14 protein-coding genes are annotated in these 17795 nt (G+C 57.1%); 6 read left to right on the top strand and 8 right to left on the bottom strand.

The annotated features are described in order from the left end of the window. Positions 1-96: 96 nt before the first annotated feature. Positions 97-1200, bottom strand: a complete 1104-nt coding sequence (locus tag Pla100_RS15130) for an NHL repeat-containing protein (protein ID WP_146578552.1) — start codon at positions 1198-1200, stop codon at positions 97-99. Between the two features lie 93 nt (positions 1201-1293). Between Pla100_RS15130 and Pla100_RS15125 the strand changes: the two genes are divergently transcribed. Both Pla100_RS15125 and Pla100_RS15120 read left to right on the top strand, forming a co-directional pair. Continuing rightward, the gene (locus Pla100_RS15125) at positions 1294-3510 is read left to right on the top strand and encodes an NfeD family protein (RefSeq protein ID WP_146578551.1); all 2217 of its coding nucleotides are present in this window, start codon (positions 1294-1296) and stop codon (positions 3508-3510) included. Continuing rightward, a complete protein-coding gene (locus tag Pla100_RS15120; protein WP_146578550.1) occupies positions 3510-4178 on the top strand; it encodes an NfeD family protein in 669 nt (222 codons plus the stop codon). Before Pla100_RS15125 ends, Pla100_RS15120 begins: the two co-directional genes overlap by 1 nt. 348 nt (positions 4179-4526) lie before the next feature. Here the strand turns inward: Pla100_RS15120 and mgtE are convergent, their stop codons facing one another. Further along, a complete protein-coding gene (mgtE, locus tag Pla100_RS15115) occupies positions 4527-5876 on the bottom strand; it encodes a magnesium transporter (RefSeq protein ID WP_146578549.1) in 1350 nt (449 codons plus the stop codon). A 475-nt stretch (positions 5877-6351) separates the two neighbouring features. Between mgtE and rimI the strand changes: the two genes are divergently transcribed. Next, complete coding sequence (rimI, locus tag Pla100_RS15110; protein WP_197168000.1) at positions 6352-6828, top strand: ribosomal protein S18-alanine N-acetyltransferase; 477 nt, start codon at positions 6352-6354, stop codon at positions 6826-6828. Positions 6829-7623: 795 nt separating this feature from the next. After that, positions 7624-8481 (top strand): glycosyltransferase family 2 protein, encoded by an 858-nt coding sequence (locus tag Pla100_RS15105; protein ID WP_146578547.1) that lies wholly within the window; start codon positions 7624-7626, stop codon positions 8479-8481. A 3-nt stretch (positions 8482-8484) separates the two neighbouring features. Here the strand turns inward: Pla100_RS15105 and Pla100_RS15100 are convergent, their stop codons facing one another. From Pla100_RS15100 to Pla100_RS15075, 5 genes are all read right to left on the bottom strand, one after another. Next, entirely contained in the window at positions 8485-9975 is a 1491-nt protein-coding gene (locus tag Pla100_RS15100) for an MlaD family protein (RefSeq protein ID WP_146578546.1), read from the bottom strand. Positions 9976-9979: 4 nt separating this feature from the next. After that, complete coding sequence (locus Pla100_RS15095; RefSeq protein WP_146578545.1) at positions 9980-10828, bottom strand: ABC transporter ATP-binding protein; 849 nt, start codon at positions 10826-10828, stop codon at positions 9980-9982. After that, positions 10828-11625, bottom strand: a complete 798-nt coding sequence (locus Pla100_RS15090; RefSeq protein ID WP_146578802.1) for an MlaE family ABC transporter permease — start codon at positions 11623-11625, stop codon at positions 10828-10830. The genes Pla100_RS15095 and Pla100_RS15090 overlap by 1 nt, the downstream gene beginning before the upstream one ends. A 359-nt stretch (positions 11626-11984) precedes the next feature. Further along, the gene (locus tag Pla100_RS15080; RefSeq protein ID WP_146578544.1) at positions 11985-12443 is read right to left on the bottom strand and encodes an FHA domain-containing protein; all 459 of its coding nucleotides are present in this window, start codon (positions 12441-12443) and stop codon (positions 11985-11987) included. 88 nt (positions 12444-12531) lie between these two features. Then, the gene (locus Pla100_RS15075) at positions 12532-14025 is read right to left on the bottom strand and encodes a HEAT repeat domain-containing protein (protein ID WP_146578543.1); all 1494 of its coding nucleotides are present in this window, start codon (positions 14023-14025) and stop codon (positions 12532-12534) included. 92 nt (positions 14026-14117) lie between these two features. Between Pla100_RS15075 and folK the strand changes: the two genes are divergently transcribed. Together folK and rdgB are read left to right on the top strand one after the other, a co-directional pair. Next, entirely contained in the window at positions 14118-15140 is a 1023-nt protein-coding gene (folK, locus tag Pla100_RS15070) for a 2-amino-4-hydroxy-6-hydroxymethyldihydropteridine diphosphokinase (RefSeq protein ID WP_146578542.1), read from the top strand. Beyond that, positions 15137-15742, top strand: coding sequence for an RdgB/HAM1 family non-canonical purine NTP pyrophosphatase (gene rdgB / locus Pla100_RS15065; protein ID WP_146578541.1), 606 nt, complete (start codon positions 15137-15139; stop codon positions 15740-15742). The genes folK and rdgB overlap by 4 nt, the downstream gene beginning before the upstream one ends. A 497-nt stretch (positions 15743-16239) precedes the next feature. Here rdgB and Pla100_RS15060 read toward each other — a convergent pair whose 3' ends face one another. Next, a complete protein-coding gene (locus Pla100_RS15060) occupies positions 16240-17784 on the bottom strand; it encodes an IS1380 family transposase (RefSeq protein WP_231603080.1) in 1545 nt (514 codons plus the stop codon). Positions 17785-17795 lie beyond the last annotated feature (11 nt).

Genomic DNA, 17795 nt, shown 5'->3' with positions numbered 1-17795 from the left:
TTGGTCGATGGTGGGGGGAAGATTGAAGGCGGATACGGCCCTTACAAGGGATTGACGGCAGTATAGTCGCTGCTGGGCCGATGAACTATCGGGTGCTCACACGCGTTGCAATCGCGTGATTCGGCCCGTGGCGACCCATTCGGCGACGAACAGGTTGCCGGAATGGTCGAAACAGGCGTCGTGTGGGTGAATGAACTTACCGGGTTGCCACATCGATTCATCGGTGCGAATCGTAAAGCCTTTGTTGGCTTTCTTGTCCGCCAAAATGCGTTCTTGGTCGCTGCCGAGCGTCGCCACCACGTTATGGTCGCGGTCGAGAATCGAAACTTGGGCCACCAATTCGGGGATCACCATCAAGTCCTCGTGCGTGTCCGCGTTGGCGGGCAAGCCGAATCCGGTGATTGTCTTTTGATAGTTGCCCGCCGGGTCGAAGGTTTGCAACGTGTTGTTGGCCCGGTCACACACGACGATTTGCGGGCCGAGATCAGCCTGTCGGCGGTCAATCCAAATGCCGTGCGGCGTTTGAAACGCTCCTTGCCCCTTGCCCGGGCCGCCGAAGCAGGACTTCCAATTGCCGTCGTAGTCGTAGCGATGAATGAAGAAACTTCCGTAGCCGTCGGCGACCAAGAACTCGTCGTCCAAGAATGCGAAGTTGGTCGGCATGAAGCGGTCGCGGCCCCAAATCTTGGCCGGGTTGCTCGCTTCGTCTTGAGGATAAACGCCTGATTCGATCGGCGCGTATTGCTGCCACACGAGTTCGCCGTCGAGAGAAAGTTTGGCGAGCGTCTTGGTTTGCTGGTAGCCGGCGATATAGAGGTACGGTGTGCCGTCTTCGACGTGGACTTCGATGCCGTGTCCGCCGCCTTGGAATTGCTCGCCGAAGGCGCGAATGAACTTTCCTTCGGAATCGAACACGAAGATCGACGGGTGATCGGCCAAAGCGGCATCGCCTTCATGGATCACGTAGAGATTGTTGTCCGGATCGACGGCCACGTTGTGCGTGATTTGCCAGTGATACTTGTCGGGTAACTTGGCCCACTGGTGATCAAACCGGTACTGGAAATCTCCCCCGCCGATGACGTCTTGGGCGGCGGTCCGTTTGGCGGTGATGATCGCGGGAGCGGCGACGGAGACGGCGGAAACCACAGCGGTCGTTTTCAGAAATTGTCGACGGTTGGAGCGACGGTTGGAGCCAATCATCGTGTTTGAATCCTAATGGGTGGGCGTGGGGTGAGACCGGTAAGATACCAAATGAATGTGCATCGAGTTGGACCACTGGCCTATAATCGGGGTATGAAACGTTTACCCGTGCCACCTGTCGTTCTTTTCTTGTTGGCGTCCGCTTGGTCGGGCACCTGGCTAGAATTCGCTTGCGCCCAAGACTCGGCGGAGCCTGCCGTTGCGATCGAGGCGGAAGGGGCGACCGGGCACGTGATTCCGATCGCGAGCCCCGTGTCGGCGCGAGAGATCGAGCAGGTGCTCGCCCAATTGTCCCGTCTGGCCCAAGCCGCTCGTCAGGATCGCGTGACGGTGGTGTTGCGATTCGCAGCTGAATCGGATTCACAATCGCCGACTGCGGAAACGCAGCCTGCTGCGGGAACGACGCTAGAAGATTCGCTACGATTGGCACGCGCGATCTCCGGTCCGGATATGAAGCGAATCCGCACCATCGCGTGGATCGATTCGGCGGTCACCGGCAATGAAGTGTTGTTGGTGCTCGCTTGTGAAGCGATCGTGGTTTCGCCCCAAGGATCGCTGGGCAGCGTTACGTCCGGTGGGCCTCCTGCGGATGAAACAACGGCACTGATTTATCAATCCATCGCGGCACGGCGTGGATTGTTGCCTGCCCCCGTGGTCTCCGCGTTGATCGACCCGGATTTAGAACTCGCCAACGTGCGAATGGCCGACGGACCGACGCGGTTCGCAATCGGTGACGAACTCGAACAACTCCGCGTCAGCGGCAAGGTCATCGAAGAGACCATCTGGTCGCCCCCTTGGGAACCGCTGACCCTGACGGCCGATCAACTGCGGCAATTGCGAGCGGCTACGGCGATCGTTTCGGATGAAAACGAAGTAGCCGATCGGTTGGGACTATCGCGGTTGCGAGATCCGGTGGCCACGCGAATCGAGAACGCCGTCGGTGTTTACGTCCGCATCAACGGTACCATCACGCGGCAGCGGGTCCGCCGTTGGCAAACCAACTTGGCCGCGACGATCGAAAAAGGAGAAACCAATACGTGGTTGATCGAAGTCGATTCGCCGGGCGGGGACTTGGTCGGCAGTGCCGCGTTGGCCGCCGTGATGGCCGATCCGGGCTCCACCATCGGTGCGGTCGGCGGCTTTGTTGCTCGCGAAGCACGCGGCGACGCGGCATTGATCGCGTTGGCTTGCCGCCCTCTGAGCATCCATCCCGATGCGACGTTGGGCGGCAGCGGTGCGGACGCCATGACTGCGGCGGATGTTGCCCGGCAAGCCGAGTTGATTCGCATCGTTGCGGATGCAACCAACCGCAGCGAGACGTTGATCCGCGGCTTGCTCGATCGAGACTTGGCCGTTCACCGTTTCGTTCATCGTCAAACCGGTCGGGTTCGTTTCGCCGTTCCAAGCGAAATCACCGCAGAATACAATGACAATCCGGCGAATGAGGGCACCGACGTCTCGTCCGTTTGGAAACGGGAAGAACGAATCGAATTATCTGAAGGCATTACAGCTTCGACGGCGATCGAACTCGGGTTGGCCGACGGGATCGCCGAATCGTTGCCGATCGCCGCGGCGGCGGTGGGAATGACGACGGTGCCACCGCCGTTGGCCGATCGCGGCTTGATCCGCTGGGTCGAACGCATGGGACGCAACGACCAACTCGCGTTCGGATTGCTGTTGGTCGGATTCATGTTGTTGTCGACCGAAGCGAGTGCACCGGGCTTCGGTTTGCCCGGTTTCCTTTCGATGTTGTGTTTCGCCTTCTTTTTTTGGACCAAGTTCCTGGCGGGTACTGCGGAGTGGGCCGAACTGCTCGCTTTCGGATTGGGGTTGGTTTGTCTGGGCATCGAGATTTTCGTGTTGCCCGGATTCGGCGTCTTCGGGATCGGCGGCTTGATCTTAACCGTGCTCGGCGTGGTCTTGATGAGCCAAACGTTTGTCATTCCCCGCAACGCTTACCAAGCCAGCGAAGCGGTCGGCGGAGTCTGGATGGCGCTCGGCGGGATGGGCGGGTTGGTGTTGGGGTTCATTGCCGTTCGCGCCTTCTTACCCAAGGCGGCCACGGCGGCGGGGTTGGCGATGGAGGTGCCGTCGGCGTCCTTGGAGGACTTCGAGCGGGTGGCCAACTACGATCATCTGATCGGCCAAACCGGCGTGGCGGCAACGCGGTTGCGTCCGTCGGGCAAGGCTCGCTTCGGTGATGAAATCGTCTCCGTGATTAGCGACGGTTCTTCAGTCGAGGCGGGGCAAGAGGTCCGCGTGTTGCAGGTGCTGGGCAACCGCATCGTGGTCGAAGCGGTCGAAGAATAATGCCTGCGTTCTATGCCGTGGTCCTGCTGTTCGCCTTTTATGCTCTCGTGTTCGCAGAGATCTTAATCCCCAGTGCCGGGTTACTGGGGATCTCGGCGGCCGTCGTCGCGATCACGTCATTGATCATCGCCTTGACGCATAGTACCGGGTTCGCGTTGAGCCTGTTCGGGGTGTACGTGGTGACGACTCCGATCGTCTTGACGGTTGTCTTGAAATTATGGCCGAAAACCCGCATCGGACGTGAAATGCTCAATCGAGATGCGTTGGAGATCCCTACCGCCGGACCGCCACCGTCAACCCTCGACGGCGTGCGGTTGGAAGAGTTGACCGGAGTTTGCGGCGTCGTGACCACGCCTCTGATGCCTCACGGGCAAATCAAGATCAACGGTCACAAAGCCAACGCGGTCAGCACCGGGCTCGCGATCGAAAAAGGCACGACCGTTTGGACCTTGCGAGTTCAAGGCAACGATTTGGTCGTGCGTGCGGCGACGACGGAGGAAATGCGGATGGCCCGCCCCTCGGAAACTCCCGGTCCGACCGGCCCGCCGCATGAGGACACGCTGGTCAAGCCGATCGACGTTGAACCTGGCGACTCCGAGACGATTCGTTCATCGCTGGAAGACATCGATCTGGAAACGTTCGACGAATTCGAAAAGCCCAACCCGTAGTTGGTCGCGAGATTTCAGACCAAGGTCACCGACCCAATCCGCCGCAACGCGATAGTGCTTCGTCAAAATCTAATTTTTGGGTGAGCCGAACGTGCTAGCGGGCTGTTGATTGAGTGCACGATTGGGCGTTTTCGTTTAACGGCAAGCCGCAGGCGTCTGCGTTCTCAGGCTCTGTCGCCTGCGGCTTGCCGTTAAACGATTAAATCAACAGCCCGCTAGCGTCGGGCGTTGAGCAATGCCCGCGGCTAGCGCCGTCGGCTCACTTCACTAACCCTAATCTTAGGGTTTGACGAAGCTCTATCGCGTTGCGGCTGATAACGCTACCGGTCGATTTTTTCCCAGCGAGTGCTACGCGAGCATCAAACGCGCGACGTTGATGTAGATCACAATCCCAAGAATGTCGACGATCCCGGCTACGAACGGGTTACTCATTAGGGCCGGGTCCAAGCCGAGTCGTTTGAACATCATCGGCAAAACCACGCCGCACAAGCATCCGCACACGATTACCGAGAGCAACGTGATCGGGATCACCAAGGCATCCCAAACCTGGGGAGCCAAAAACAAAGCGACGAGAAAACCGATCAGCGAGAGGAAGCTACCCAGCATCAACGAAACGAACACTTCCCGGATCAAGACTTTCGGCAGATCGCGATGCTGAACTTGACCACCGGTCATTGCGGTAATGACCAGCGTTGCCGATTGGCTGCCTGAGTTCCCGCCCGCGCTGATGATCAGCGGGATGAAGCACACCAACCAAGCGTAATTGGCGAGTTCCGCATCATAATGTCGCAATGCAAAGGCGGTCAGCAATGCAGCGAAAAACAAGATCGTCAACCAAATGCCGCGTTTGTACGCGAGCATGACCAAACCGATTCGCAAAAAATCGTCTTCGAGCGGCGCGACCGCCGCGATCCGTTGGGCGTCTTCAGTCAGTTCTTCACGAACGACGTCGATGACATCATCGTGCGTGATGATGCCCAGCATTTGGCGGCCCGAATCAATGACTGGGATGGCGAGCAAGTTAAATCGTTCCACTTTCTCGGCGACCGCTTCTTGGTCTTCACCGGCCAACGCCACGACGACGTCAGTCTCCATCATTTCACCAAGCGTTCGAGACGGTTTCTTCAGCGAGGAAACCAATTGCCTTGTTGAAACGATTCCACGCAGAAGGTTGTTCTCGTCGACGACGTAGAGATAGTAGATCGTCTCCAGGTCACTCGCTTGCCGGGCAAGTTCGTCGAGGGCCTCGCGGACGGTGAGTTTCTCGTCCAGTTTAGCGACCTCGGTCGTCATCAACGCCCCGGCGGTACCCTCACGGTAAGATCGAAGCCGTTCGATATTGCGACGATCAACGACCGGGAGCAGTGGCAGAATCTGATCGACGGTTTCGACCGGCAGCCCCTGGATCAAGTCCACCCGATCGTCTTCGGGGATCTCTTCGATTAGTTTCGCCGTTTCTTCAGCGGGCTCCGTGGCGAGCATCGCCAATTGCCGTGCTTCATCGAAATAGCCAAAAATTTCTGCTCGACGATCCGGTGCGGCGTGCTGGAGTACCTGCCAAGCCTCACGATTATCGAGTCCTTCCATGAACTCAGCCGTTCGCCCGGGGTTCAAAGTCACGCAAAATTCTTGCAATTCGGACGTTTGCTGATAGGCAAGCATCTCGCGAAGTTCGGGCAAGAACAGCGTATTGACCAAACGAACTTTCCTACAAATTGGGGCGAACGACGCATCGACAGTTCCCACGCTAACCAACCGTGCCCCCGGCGCGAAGGCACTGTTTGAGTAGCCGGAGGCGCAAGACTTCGGTATTCGAAGGAAATCAGTCTGAACTCTTGCGAGTCCAGCTACGATGCCCAGATAGCGGGCTGTCGGTTTAGTCCTCATCGAAACCCGAAGCGTGAGCGAGGGATACATACAAAGGACTTAACGGTGATTAATCCCTCGCTCACGCTTCGGGTTACGATTAAATCAACAGCCCGCTAGCACCTCCCGGGCCGCATTTCTAAATTCGTTTTCCGTCTTGGTGCGGCCGGGACGTTCTGCTAATTTCCGTTTTGTCGCTGCGACGCCAGGACGGCATCTCAATCGGCGATGGAAACTTCACAGCTCCGGAAGGGAATCCGACGTGGAAAACATCAAACAAGCCACCAAAACTGCGCACATTCGCTGGATGATCCGTCGCGACATGCCGGACGTCTTGGGGATCGAAAACGATTGTTTCGAGTTCTCGTGGACCGAAGACGATTTCATCCGTTGCCTGCGGCAGCGCAACTGCATCGGCATGGTCGCTGAATGCGACGACCGCGTCGTAGGGTTCATGATCTATGAACTCCACAAGAATCGTTTGCACATTTTGAACTTTGCCGTCCACAGTGAGTTCCGCCGTCGCGGCATCGGCAACACGATGATGCAAAAGTTGCTCGGAAAGCTCTCGCAAGAGCGTCGCAACCGGATCATGCTCGAAGTCCGCGAAACGAACTTGGAAGCTCAACTGTTTTTCAAGACGTTGGGCTTCAAAGCGATCTCGGTTCTTCGGGACTTCTACGATGACGCGACCGAAGACGCATACTTGATGCAGTTTCGTTATCAGCCCACCGCCGAAGAGTTGGCACAACCGCACAATCGCATCACGCGGATGGCAGGTTAAGAAAAAAGCGAGTCAACTTCAAATCCTAATCCGTTGAACTCGCTTCGTCGGCTCCTCAAATTCGATCCGCTGCGACAACTTCCATGTGACGCAGCGGCATCAAGGCTCACGTGGCGAAAGGGTTTGCCATGGGGAACGCAAAACGTTCCCCCGTAAGTGACGACAAAATGAAAGGGAGTGACGATCCGTGTCCCGGTAATTCGAAAATTACCGTGGTGGCGTCCATCTGTAACCATCTCCCGTGAATCGATCACAATCATTGTGACGAACCAGCAAACGACGCGGTCCTGCGCCGGCTTGATGTATTGGGATTCGATCTAGCGGCTCGACGCCCAAAGACTTTGTCGCTGAAACGACGAAGTATCTTGAGGACGAGAACGTTGATCGGAACGATCTTGGGCGAAAGACACCGAACCACTTGAGTGAACTTTGCATGCGGCGGAAGCTACTCGTTTTGGGCGCATCGATCACACTCCGTTTTGAAAAGCAAGACAAGCACAAGAGACCGCCGCGAAGGTGACGGAACTCTTATCGCGGTCGATTGCGGCGACCGGATTTGCTGTGTCGTTGAAGGCTCGAAGAATTTGCCTTCATCGCGATGCTGTGTCAACAACAAACTGCCCAGTTCGATGACAGAAAATTTTCGAAACGTCGTTTGAGCAAGAAAAAGCCGACAAGTTTGCGAGAAGATTTTTTTGTTCAAAATCGTCCGGATCGTTCGCCGTCGCGTGAACACGTCACGCAAGAAAGCTAGACTGTTTGTTGTCTTGAAAATCGCCTCACTTGCAAGCAAACATGCCAGCCGATCGCACCATCTCAGACGACTCGAAGATCGACGCACAAGGATCGACGTCAAACGAACCGGTACGATGGTTTGAAAAACAGTACGTGGCTGAAATGATGGGTTTGCTAGGTCCCGATACGTGCCGGCGTTTGGCAATCTTTGACTTACCCGACGGGTTCCGGCTAACTGTCATCGTTCCGGTTTACAACGAATGCGGGACCGTGGCGGATGTCTTGAAGCGGCTCCGGATGACGGGACTGCCGCTGCAGATCATTGTGATCGATGATGGTTCCCACGATGGATCATCAGAGATTCTGCGTTCACTGGCCGATGCCGACGACGTGACTTTGCTTCGTCACGATCATAACCGTGGCAAAGGTGCGGCGATCCGCACCGGCATCGAGGCTGCCACCGGCGACGTGATCGTGATTCAAGACGCTGATAGCGAATACGATCCCGCCGACCTGCGAACTTTACTGCAACCGTTGATTGAAAAATCAGCCGACGTCGTTTATGGAACTCGCTACGGTCATTGTGATCGTCAACTTTCACCATGGTGGCACCAAGCCGTCAACTCGTTGATCACGATCCTCGCAAGCGTTGCGATCGGTCCCCGATTGAGCGACGTCGAGACGTGTTACAAGATGGCCGGTGCCGAGCATTTTAAGGCGATCTTGCCGAACCTGCGGGAAGACCGATTCGGAATCGAAATCGAATTAACCGCTCGCTGGGCTCGGTTAGGACTGCGATTCACCGAACGGCCGATTCGCTACCAGCATCGCTGGTACGACGAAGGCAAAAAAATCACGTGGAAAGACGGCGTCTCCGCGTTGTTCTGCATCGCCAAGTACGGCCTGTTGCGACGCTAGGGCTCACTTCAGCCCCGCACCGGTCGGTTGTTTGCCCAAGGCACCGCGAACGCCCAGTTGTCGTGGGTCGCGGGCGATCTTGTCGGTGAACACGCGGACGTCGTCCAGGATCGGACGCACCCTCGCCGTCGCCGCTTCGATGTTCTCGATCGTGCGACGGACTTCAAAATACAACTCATCGTCTTCGAGCAAACGTTTGATCGTCCCATCACTATTGTTGAGGGTTTCACCAAACGTGTCGATCTGAACCAGCGCGTTGTCAATGTTCGCGAGACTTCGCAAGACCGCTTCGATCAACTCCTCGCTGCGGCGACCAAGCGGCTCGGTGATCGCTTCAACGTTCTTTGCCGTGGCGCTGAAACTTTGCAACGTATCGCTCGCGGTATCTTTCAATTCCGTCAACGCTTGCTCGGCAACGTCGCCGACTTGTTCGAACTGGATTCCGACTTCGGCGAAACTTTCGAAAGTCTTTTGAGTGGTTTGCAGCGTCTGCGTCGCTTCGTCGAGTACCTGAGGGAACCGCGTTACCGAATCGGTGAGTCCTTGACGGATTTGTTCGTTCCCCAAGATCGAACGTGCGTCACGGATCGCGCCTTGAAGTTCTTGCAACGTCGCGACGGCTTCGTTTTGCAAATCCAACAGCGTCAACCGGTTGGCGCTCGGTGTCATTCCCGATTGTGGTAGAACGCCGGCGGGCGGTACGTATTGAGGCTGGTTCTGAAACGCCACGGTCTGGACAAGGTTCCGAGCATCCGAACCGGTTTGTTCGTTCGATGCGAGATGGATCGATGGACGGATGACCCAGTCTGGAGCCGGCGGCATGATCGAATGTTTCGCCATCCGTTGATGCGGTAACCATGACTGCGTGGAGGTTTGTCCGGGAAAGGGCTGCGGCGAAGACACAGGTTCGATGCCGATCACGCCGCGAACGTCGTTGACAAGGGTTTGAATACTTTGGCCAATGTCCTGGACTGCATCGCCGGCGCCACGGATGCTCTGGAATGTTGTCTTCAATTCGTCTTCCATCCCGAAGATCAACGAGAACGGATCGTCGAGCTTTTGTCCGTAGGCGAAGTACTCACCATCGCTGTAAACACGTTCGATCATATCCAAGTCCGACTCAAAGATCGCCTTGAGCTCACGCGGTTCGGCCTTACGAAACTCCAATTTCGAATCGCCTGTGATCAGTGAACCGATACCGATCTGCGGGATGTAGTGATGCGACATCGTATGATTCGCATCCATGGCGAGCGTCAACAACACGCCGCCTTCGTCACGCAATTGAATGTCTGACACGCGACCGATCTTCACGCCATCGCGGAGCACCGGCGTGTTGGTGTTGATCCCTTGGGCGGACGGAAAATAAACTGTTAACGTGTACTCGCGACTGAGGATCGCGGGAAACGCCCCGAACAGGAACGTGAGAATCACGCCAATGCCGATGGCGGCGATAACGAGTACGCCCACACCGAATCGAAGTTTGCTGTCGTCCATGAGATTATGCGCTTGTCGTGGAAATTTTGGACATTTCTCGGATCCGGTCGCCCGCTTCACCGCGAACGAACTGCCGAACACGTCGGTCTTCGGAATGTTCGAGTTGGCTGGGTGGACCGTCGAATAAAATTTGTGAGTCGCCGGCCGAAAGCATTCGTCGTGGATAAAGCATCATCACGCGATCGGCGACTTTGCGGGCCGTGTGCATATCATGCGTGACCACGACACTGGTGACCGGATACAATCGGCGGGTGTGTAAGATCAACTCATTGATCACGTCACTCATGATCGGGTCGAGCCCCGTCGTCGGTTCGTCGTAAACAATCAACTCGGGCTTCAGAACCAACGCACGTGCCAAGCCAACTCGTTTTTGCATCCCACCGGATAATTCGGCGGGGAACTTTCTCGCAACGTCATCAGGCAAACCGACCTCGTGCAGGTGACTGCGGACGCGATCTTCGACTTCCACCTCGTCCGTGTCCGGTTCGTTCTGGCGGATCGGGAAGGCCACGTTGTCAAAGATGTTCATGCTGTCAAACAATGCCGCGTGCTGGAACACGAACCCAAAGCGTCGTCGAAGTTGAGCAAGTTCTGACGGCACCAGTTCGCTCAAATCGATCCCGTCGAATCGGACGTGACCTTCGGTCGGCTTGATCAACCCGACCAACGTTTTCATGAATACGGTCTTGCCACATCCGCTCTCGCCGATCACCGCGACGGTTTGACCACGATTGATCGAACGCGTGATCCCCGACAAAACCGTTTGGTTCTCAAAGGAAATATCCAAGTCAACAACATCAACGAGCGGCTTGGCAAACGATTCGTCGACAGGTTTGTTTTCAGGAACGTTCATTAGAACAACGCCGTCCCTTCCGGATAGATCATGAAGTACAACGAATCCAAAACGATGTTCAGAAACAGATCGACAGCGAGAATCAACACGAACGAGTAAACGAACGCCGCCGTCGCCGCTTGGCCGACGCCTTCGGCACCAGGCTTGCAATTGAACCCGCGATAGCAACTGACCACGGCGATGATCCCGCCGAAGAAAAAACTCTTGAAGATACCGCTGAACAAATCAAACCCGACAACGCCTTCACGCGAATGATGCAAGTACGCCGCGCGATCGATCCCCAAAATGATGACGCTATAAAAATACCCGCCGACGATGCCCATGAAGTCGGCCATGATCGTTAGTGCCGGAATTAGCAACAGACACGCCAAGAATCGCGGCACGACGAGGTAGTGAATCGGATCGGCGCCCATCGTCGTCAACGCGTCGATCTGCTCGGTCACCCGCATCGTGCCCAAGACCGCCGCCATCGCTCCGCCGACACGACCGGCCAGCATCGTCGCCGCCAAAACCGGCCCTAGCTCGCGGACGAGCGAAGTGTTGATGACGACGCCGAGACGACTTTCTAACCCGATCGCTTGGAACTGATAATAGCTTTGCACGGCCAACACCATGCCGATGAACGTGCCTGTCAACGCGACCACCGGAAGACTGAGCACGCCGACTTGATAGAAGTTCACCATCAACGTTCCGCGACGCGGCAAACGCGTGAACATCCACACCAACATCTGCCAAAAAAAGAACGACAGATCGCCGACCGAGGCGATGCCGTCGACCACGGCGGAGCCCCATTGCATCACCCATCGCCGGATCGGGACGGGCAAACGCTCCGCCCACGACCGCTCGGAACCCGGATCGGTCGAAGCGAACCTCGGTTTGCCTAATGACGGCAACTCGCTCGACATCGATCGACCTCGTGAAACTTTTGACGGTGACTGACCACTGGCGGCGTGCTGATTTATTCGGATACCGTATTTCAACGATTAGCCGATGGGCGTTAGCCCCGGTTGGACGTCGAAGAACCGCCGCTAACGCGGTACGGCTCATTAAATCAACACGTCGCTAGCGCGGGCGAACACCACACGCTATCGAAAGTATCGGCAACGAGGAGAATGCCGATTAGCTAAACTTTGACGATTCAGTCGTCTGAGTCGCGTCAGTCGTCTGAGTCGCGGTTGAAGAAGCCTTTCTTGTTGTCACGCTTGGTGATGCCCGCTCGGTCCATCAGTGAACTTTTCATCACTTCTTCGATGTAGTCATCGTCCGGCGGCGGCGGACCATACGCACCGAGCACCTGCGGGTCGTATTCCAAGACATAGCTGTGACGGGCGATGGTCACCTGGCAATTCGGGTCGGCTCGCTTTCGCATGATCGGACGGCCGTCGACCTTCGTCCCGTTGCGGCTGTTGAGGTCACGGAGGAACCAATAGCCATGTTCCAGACTCATTTTGCAGTGTTGGCTGGACACGTTGGGAAAGTCCAAACAAATATCGCAGTGTCGCCGACGACCGATCAGCAAACGGTCTTTGATCAATGGAATCGGATCGCCACCACCGGTGGGGGTTAATTGCCCGAATGCCCCGGCAAATGTGACTTCATTGGTTTCTTCGCTCATGGCAAAGCCTGCCCGAAATAGATAAGAGGATTGAGATTCCTCGATTATAGAGCGAATCGGCTAATTCTCCAGTCTCGCCGTGCGAACTCTATCGCAGATCGAGCACGTTGCGGATGCGTTTGGCCACGTGGGCGTCCTGCTCCCGGGCGAGACGACGGCGAAGGCGTTGCTCCAATCCTGGGTCTTGCCGATTGGCCAGCATCGCGGCCATCGTCGAAACCACATGCAATCGGACACCGCGATCGGGATCGTCCAGCATCATCGACATCCAAGGGCCAGAATCGATTTGGCTCGAATGGACCAGAGAATCGACCAACCGAATCCGGTCGGGTGGTCCGGCGACGGCGATCGCATGAGCCATCTCCATCTGCGCCGGCGTGAAACCGCGTGATTCCAGTTCAGTCTTGGCCTGTTCGGCGACGAGTGCATCGGGATTGGCCAAATGCCGAATCACGGTTTCGTCATCGAGCACCGTCAGTGGGGAGGGTGCCAACGAAGCTCCCGCTAAGTGCGTCGCCATTTGAACGGCCGACGGAGTCGATGCCGGCGTTCGATCCGCGATTTGTGTTGGCAGTGGCTGCCGGGCGGCGAGTACCTTGGTCGGTCGTGAGGGCGAGACGATTTCACTCAGTGGGACCGTCACACCGGAAGGCACCGGTTGCAACCGATCGCTTTGTGGCCCTGGCTCGTCGAGCGAATCGGGTTTTCCGCCGGACCGAACGATCTGTGCGGGCGTCGAACGGACCGATCGATCCTGTTGAGGTGGCGGCCAATCGGTCCAACCCGATCGCCCGTCCGACCGTGAAACACGCTCCGGAAGGACTCGCCGCGATGCTGTGGTGACAAATGCCGGCGACCGGGACGCGTCTGAAAACCGCATTCGGTCGAGCAGACGCGTCGCTTGTTCGACGGGGCCGACTTTGGTTGATTCGGTCTGGTTGAGGCCGGAAAGTCGGTTCGTCGTCGCGTTCTGGTTAGGATCGAGGCTCGCGAATTCGAGGATCGTTTGATTGAGCAACTCGCGTCCACGGGCGATGTGTCGACTAGTCAGGTTGCTGGCAAGCGGTTGCTCACCGTCGTGAATCCCATAGGCGTTTGCGATCGCCGTTACCAATCGCTCGTGGGCGGCGATCGCGTCGTCTGGACCGAGGGTAATCCAGTCGTTTTGCATCTTTTGCAACAGCACGAAGGCGGACTCGGATATTTCGTCTTGCTCGTCGACGAGCCGCTCGGCCAGTGGTTCGATCGCGGCGGTCCCGAAACTGGCAATTTGGATCAATCGGTTTTGTTTGCCGGTCGTGTCGAGTTCGTCCAAACCGGCCACGAGCTGATGCAAGAGCCACTGTTTGCCGAGATAGACACTTCCCAGAAGTGCCGACGTGACCAACAACACCGCCAACATCGTCTTGATTCCCCGCCACATCCGTTTGGTCAGTGCCGATTGCGACGAGTCCCGTGCCAATGAAAACAGGTTGGGCGCGTCGGCATCCCAGCGGCTCGATTCGGTCGCATTGGTAGATACGCTTTGGTCGCCCGATGCGTTGGGATCGACGAATTCGTGGTTGGGATGAGGGGAGAACATGGCGGGGATTGTGACGTCGGTCGGCAAACCGCAACAAGATCAATTCTTCGTCGCACCTTAGCGATCAGGGATCGGCGCGGTAACTTGGCGACATGCCGACGCACTGTTTGATTAGCTTTGGATCGAATTTGGGCGATCGAGACGCGGTGGTCGCGAAAGCGGCCCGGTTGATCGATCAGTCCGGCGTGGTCGCGCGCGGCCATCCATGTTCCACGATGCCCGACGCCTTGCCCGGATTCGCATCGGAAGGTTTGCGAACGAGCCGTTTGTTCGAGACACCTCCGATCGGTGGGCCCGGCGGACAATCGCCCTTCCTCAACGCCGTGGCCGCGTTTGTCACTCACGCGTCGGCGGCCGAGGTGCTCGACGTCTTGCAGCAAACCGAACACGAACTCGGACGACAACGCAAGGACCGATGGAGTGCCCGATCGATCGATCTGGACGTTGTCTTGCACGGACGGCTGCTCGGTGCGTCGGCCGCCGGTCGACGGGGCCTGATCGGCGGCCGAGGGCCGGCCGGATCGGCTCGTGCGTTGGTCGTTCCGCATCCACGTTATACGGCACGCAAATTTGTCGTCGTCCCCGCGTGTGACGTGGCGGCCGATTTTTGCGACCCACGATTCGGATGGACCATGCGGCAACTCGCCAATCACCTCGACCAATCGCCGCCTTCGATGGCGCTGACCGGAGGCGACGAAGACCTCCGGCAGACGATTTGCCGACGGCTCGCCGAAGAACATTCGATCCAAATCGTCGATGCGAGATCGCTCGCCGAAAACGATCCCGTAACCATCCAAGAAGCGAACATGAACGAGCCGTGGATCTCGCCGACCGTGCCTCGGTGTCTTCAGGATCCCGCGATGGAATACACCGCGACCATGGATGCGGTTCAAGCAAGCCGTCTGCCACGCTTGATCGCCAGGATCGATCGGATCACCGAAGCAACACGGTGGCCGGCCCCGCATCGGATGTGGCCGTCGGGTTGGCGATGGCCGGAGTACCGTTTAGAAGTCGATGATTTGGATTGGGCGATCGGCGAAATCGCGTCGGGACTGGACTCGATGCGATGCGAAGCGACCCCGGTCACAGACAACGGAAATTGGTGGCAATCATGATGGATTTGGTCCTGGGAACCCACAACGCCAAGAAGCTCGTCGAACTGCGGATGATGTTGCCGTCCCAGCACATCACGCTCACTTCACTGGCCGAAATCCCCGCCGCGATCGATGTCGACGAAACCGGCCAAACGTTCGCCGAAAACGCGGCGATCAAAGCCACCCAGCAAGCCCTTCATTTAAAGCGATGGGTGTTGGCCGAAGACAGCGGATTGTCCGTCGACGCGTTGGACGGACAACCGGGGGTGTATTCCGCCCGCTACGCCGGAACTCACGGCGACGACGAAGCGAACAACGAGAAACTACTGCGTGAACTAGCCGACACGCCGACCGATCGGCGGGGAGCCCAGTTCAATTGCCACCTCTGCTTGTCCGATCCTGAGGGGAACGTCCGATTGCAAGCCTCCGGCATCTGCCGCGGCCGGATCGCTTTCTCACGCAGCGGCATCGCGGGATTCGGATACGACCCGCTATTCATCATCCCCGAGTATCATCGCACCTTCGGCGAGCTCGACCTCGCCGTCAAGCGAGCGATCAGCCACCGCTCAAGAGGCCTACGGCAATTGATCCCAAGCTTAGTCTCCATCGCCCAACAAACTTAAACTTAAACTTAAACTTAAACTTAAACCTAAACCTAAACCTAAACTAACGCTCTGTTCCAACTTGAGATGATCGCTCGCTTAGCCAGCCGGAACGTGCTAGCGGGCTGTCGGTTTAATCGTTTAACGGCAAGCCGCAGGCGACAGAGTTTGAGAACGCAGACGCCTGCGGCTAGCCGTTAAACGAAAACGCCCAATCGTGCACTAAATCAACAGCCCGCTAGCGTGCTGTTGATTGAACCCGCATTATTCACCAAGGACGAAATCGGTTCTGCGTTTTGAGGTTTGGCCATTGCGAAACGCAGCGAAGCGGATTGCGAGTCTGATTTTGACCGACCGCGCACAACGCCCCCCTCCCCCAGAATCGTTTTTCGGTGAGATTGGTGATCTTAGCATCGCGTGAACATTAAGTGGTGGCGACTTTCAGTCGCCAAACCCTGAAACGTCGACTGAAAGTCGACGCCACGTTAAGAATCCATCACTTATTGTTCACGCGATGCTTAGTTGCGAAGCACTTCGCTCAAATGGGCGTGGTCCGGCGGGGGCATGAAGCCGGACGCCTTGACGCCCTGACTCGCTCTGGATTGCCAGCCCTTCAGACGGGCGATCAGCTTGGACCACAGAGGCTCGGCCGACTCCGCAATCCGCAACACCAGACGCCGCGAGTGTTTGATCATCTCGCCGCCAACCTTCAACACGAACAAAATAAAACGCTGCATGTCCCAGCCGCCACCGACGCTGTCTTCGAGTTCATTGCGGCAGATCGTGTTCAGGTTGAACGCCAACATCGCAAGCAGCATCGTCGCTTCGTTGGCTTTGAACGCCTGCGAAGACAAGTGAACGCCGATCGATTCATTGAACTCGCCCAGGCGATCTTCAAACGTACCTCGCTTGCGATAATGAGCGAGCAAGTCGTCGGCACTGCGGGATTCCTGCGGCCAGTTCGTGACCAGGAAGAACCAGCGTGGCATCAAGTTCAACTGCCCGGTCTTGGAGTCCGGTTGATCGACAACGACCAAAATCAATCGCTGTGCATGTTGCCAAGTGTCGATCTGGTACGAACCAAGCTCGACGGTGTACTCATAGCCGCCTGCCGGTGGACGCCCCGGCGGACGAACGATGTGCTCGGCGGCCAACGCATCGAGCTTTGGATTGGTCTTCAATCGCCCCGTAAAACGCCTGTTTTTCGATGTCAAAGCATCCATCACAGCGGGGATCGTGTAGCCGGCATCAAGCCGATAGTCGACGTGTTGCGCGATCGTGTGAGCTTTCGCGTCCGTCTTGTCGACGAATCGTTGCATGCCATTGGCGGTGTGAACTTGGCCTTGCCGCAAGGTCGCATGGATGAATCCGTTGCCAAGTCGCTTGCCGTTTTGGGCACTGTCGTAGTCGCCGCCGACGCTCAAGCTCGCCACCAACGGATGATAAACCGTCTGCTTGTAGTAGCCGTTGTAAGCGGCTCCGTGTTGCTTGCCGTGAACTTCAATGGGGAAGCTATCGATGTCGATCGTCGCATGCGCCACGCGGCGACCTCCCGAGGCGATGACATGACTCTCAACACCGCGAGCCAAACCGTCTCGAAGGGCTTCCAAATTGGCCGCACTGCGTGTGAGAATGCTGATCAAACGAGACTGAGTTGGCTGGCTTGCCAACCGCTCGTGAACCACTTGATCGCCATTGCGATCCCAGACCGCAGCACGAAAGGCAGGGTCATGAGCGAGCCGATCAAGATCGTCTTGAGCCGAGCATCCGATGGCCATAGCAAAGACGCGTTCACGGATGAGTTCGTTGATTTGGTAGCGAATCCGATCCGGTCGCCTTGGGTCTTGGACTTTCAGGGCGATCGAATCGATCAATTCGAGTCGATGATCCGCTTCACGGAGCAAGACGACGCCGGAGTTGGACGTGAGCCGCTGGTCGGTCCCCTGGACTTTGACGGAGCGATTGAATTCCGGCTCAAAAAGGTTACGTTGTACTTCACCCATCGCGTGATCCTGCTTTGCGTTTGAGTTGGTTGTAGTGAACCGATAAACGTAGCGTTTCACGCGATGGTTTC

The sequence above is a fragment of the Neorhodopirellula pilleata genome (genome assembly GCF_007859915.1).
In the GTDB taxonomy this organism is placed as follows: Bacteria; Planctomycetota; Planctomycetia; order Pirellulales; family Pirellulaceae; genus Rhodopirellula; species Rhodopirellula pilleata.
This window is presented reverse-complemented; position numbering and strand designations above follow the sequence as displayed.

Excerpts from the sequence above, each read along its gene's own strand:
- rdgB (WP_146578541.1), top strand. The coding sequence starts at position 15,137 with ATGATGGATTTGGTCCTGGGAACCCACAACGCCAAGAAGCTCGTCGAA.
- Pla100_RS15080 (WP_146578544.1), bottom strand. The coding sequence starts at position 12,443 with ATGAGCGAAGAAACCAATGAAGTCACATTTGCCGGGGCATTCGGGCAA.
- Pla100_RS15125 (WP_146578551.1), top strand. The coding sequence starts at position 1,294 with ATGAAACGTTTACCCGTGCCACCTGTCGTTCTTTTCTTGTTGGCGTCC.
- Pla100_RS15090 (WP_146578802.1), bottom strand. The coding sequence starts at position 11,625 with ATGCAATGGGGCTCCGCCGTGGTCGACGGCATCGCCTCGGTCGGCGAT.
- rimI (WP_197168000.1), top strand. The coding sequence starts at position 6,352 with ATGATCCGTCGCGACATGCCGGACGTCTTGGGGATCGAAAACGATTGT.
- folK (WP_146578542.1), top strand. The coding sequence starts at position 14,118 with ATGCCGACGCACTGTTTGATTAGCTTTGGATCGAATTTGGGCGATCGA.
- Pla100_RS15120 (WP_146578550.1), top strand. The coding sequence starts at position 3,510 with ATGCCTGCGTTCTATGCCGTGGTCCTGCTGTTCGCCTTTTATGCTCTC.
- Pla100_RS15100 (WP_146578546.1), bottom strand. The coding sequence starts at position 9,975 with ATGGACGACAGCAAACTTCGATTCGGTGTGGGCGTACTCGTTATCGCC.
- Pla100_RS15130 (WP_146578552.1), bottom strand. The coding sequence starts at position 1,200 with ATGATTGGCTCCAACCGTCGCTCCAACCGTCGACAATTTCTGAAAACG.
- Pla100_RS15105 (WP_146578547.1), top strand. The coding sequence starts at position 7,624 with ATGCCAGCCGATCGCACCATCTCAGACGACTCGAAGATCGACGCACAA.
- Pla100_RS15095 (WP_146578545.1), bottom strand. The coding sequence starts at position 10,828 with ATGAACGTTCCTGAAAACAAACCTGTCGACGAATCGTTTGCCAAGCCG.
- Pla100_RS15075 (WP_146578543.1), bottom strand. The coding sequence starts at position 14,025 with ATGTTCTCCCCTCATCCCAACCACGAATTCGTCGATCCCAACGCATCG.